The sequence below is a fragment of the Rhizobacter sp. P1_G5 genome, from assembly GCF_056405435.1.
The window spans coordinates 1-1,538 of sequence record NZ_JBFUCB010000947.1; the positions used below are offsets into that span (position 1 = coordinate 1).

The following is a 1,538-nucleotide window of genomic DNA, read 5'->3' on the forward strand; positions in this document are numbered from 1 at the left end:
GCGCCTGCGCCGGGCGGGACCGAGGCGCCTGCCGCCGCACCACCGGCCGCACCCGCCACGCTGCCCGAGGTGCCCGGCGCCGCGCCGGCCGCGCGCACTGCCGTGCTGGGCAGCACCTACGCGATCGACGGTGCCATCATGCCGGTGATGCGCGGCCAGCAGCTCACCGAGACCCGCGCCGACATGCGCCGCAACGACGGCGTACTGAGCTTCGACAACCGGCTGCTGCGCAGCTTTGCCGGCGACACGCGCTCCTCCGACATCACGCGGCTGGACCGCAAGCTGGTGTGGACGCAGAACATCGCGAAGAAGACCTACACCGAATGCCCGCTGACCGGCTGCCCCCGGCCGGCGCAGCCGCAGCAGCCCGACAAGCCGAAGCCCGAGCAGCCGGCGAAGCCCGCCGAGCCGTCGTGCCCGCTGGTGCTGAAGAAGAACGACCTGAAGGTGGTGGCCACCGGCGAACGCAAGGCGATCGGCGCGTTCAACAGCGAACGCTTCCAGCTCGCCTGGGTGCTGGAGCTGGAGGATCCGCAGGGCCGGCGCAACAGCAACCGGGTGCAGCTCGACCTGTGGACCACGCCCGAGGTCGGCGCGGTGAAGGAGGTGCAGGTGATCACGCAGGCCTTCCAGGCGCGGCACGCCGCCGCCGTTTCGGCCGGCGGCGAGCATCCGTTCGGCAAGTACCTGCCGAAAGAGGTGACGGGCTCGATGGGCGCGCTGCTGCGCAACCTGGGCGGCGCCAACGCGAAGACGACCGCCGCCTGGGGCAACGAGCTGAAGAAGGTGCGCGGCTACCCGATGGCGATGACGCTGGCGTGGACGGCCGACGGCAATGCCTGCGGCGACGACGCCTCGGCCGCGCGCGGCAACACCTCGGCACCGAGCGTCGGCAGCCTGCTGGGCGGCTTGCTCGGTGGCGGTGGCGGCGACGGCAAGCCGGCCGGCGCCGCGGGCGGCCCGCTGCTGAGCTACAGCTACGAGGTGAAGACGCTCGAGGTGAAGCCGGTCAGCGACGGCTGGTTCATGCCGGATGCAGGCTTCCAGCGGGCGCAGTGACCGATCGTCGATGACCGGTGACCTGTTCGATGCGATCGACGATGCRCCGCCGTCGCAGGAGGTGATCGCCGACGGTGCGGTGGTGTTGCGCCGGCTCGCGCTGCAGCGGGCGCCCGCCCTGCTGGCCGACCTGCAGCCGGTGCTGGCGGCAGCGCCGTGGCGGCACCTGGTGACGCCGGGCGGGCAGCGCATGTCGGTCGCGATGACCAACTGCGGGCCGCTCGGCTGGGTGTCCGACCGGCGCGGCTACCGCTACCAGGCGAGCGATCCGCAGAGCGGCGCGGCGTGGCCGGCGATGCCGCGCAGTTTTCGCGAGCTGGCGGTGCATGCCGCGGCCTGCGCGGGGTTCGACGGCTTCGAGCCGGACGCGAGCCTCGTCAACTTCTACGAACCGGGGGCGCGGCTGTCGCTGCACCAGGACCGCGATGAGGAGGACTTCGGCGCACCGATCGTGTCGGTGTCGCTGGGGCTGCCGGCGG

At 72.7% G+C, this 1,538-nt stretch carries 1 protein-coding gene and 1 pseudogene; both read left to right on the plus strand.

Translation table 11 applies throughout. The features are described 5' to 3' along the window. A pseudogene (locus AC1D12_RS33000) lies at positions 1–1,059 on the plus strand (hypothetical protein); the annotation flags it as partial. A gap of 10 nt (positions 1,060–1,069) precedes the next feature. Then, positions 1,070–1,538, plus strand: a 469-nt coding sequence (locus AC1D12_RS33005; RefSeq protein ID WP_477845335.1) for an alpha-ketoglutarate-dependent dioxygenase AlkB, incomplete at its 3' end; no start/stop codon positions are given.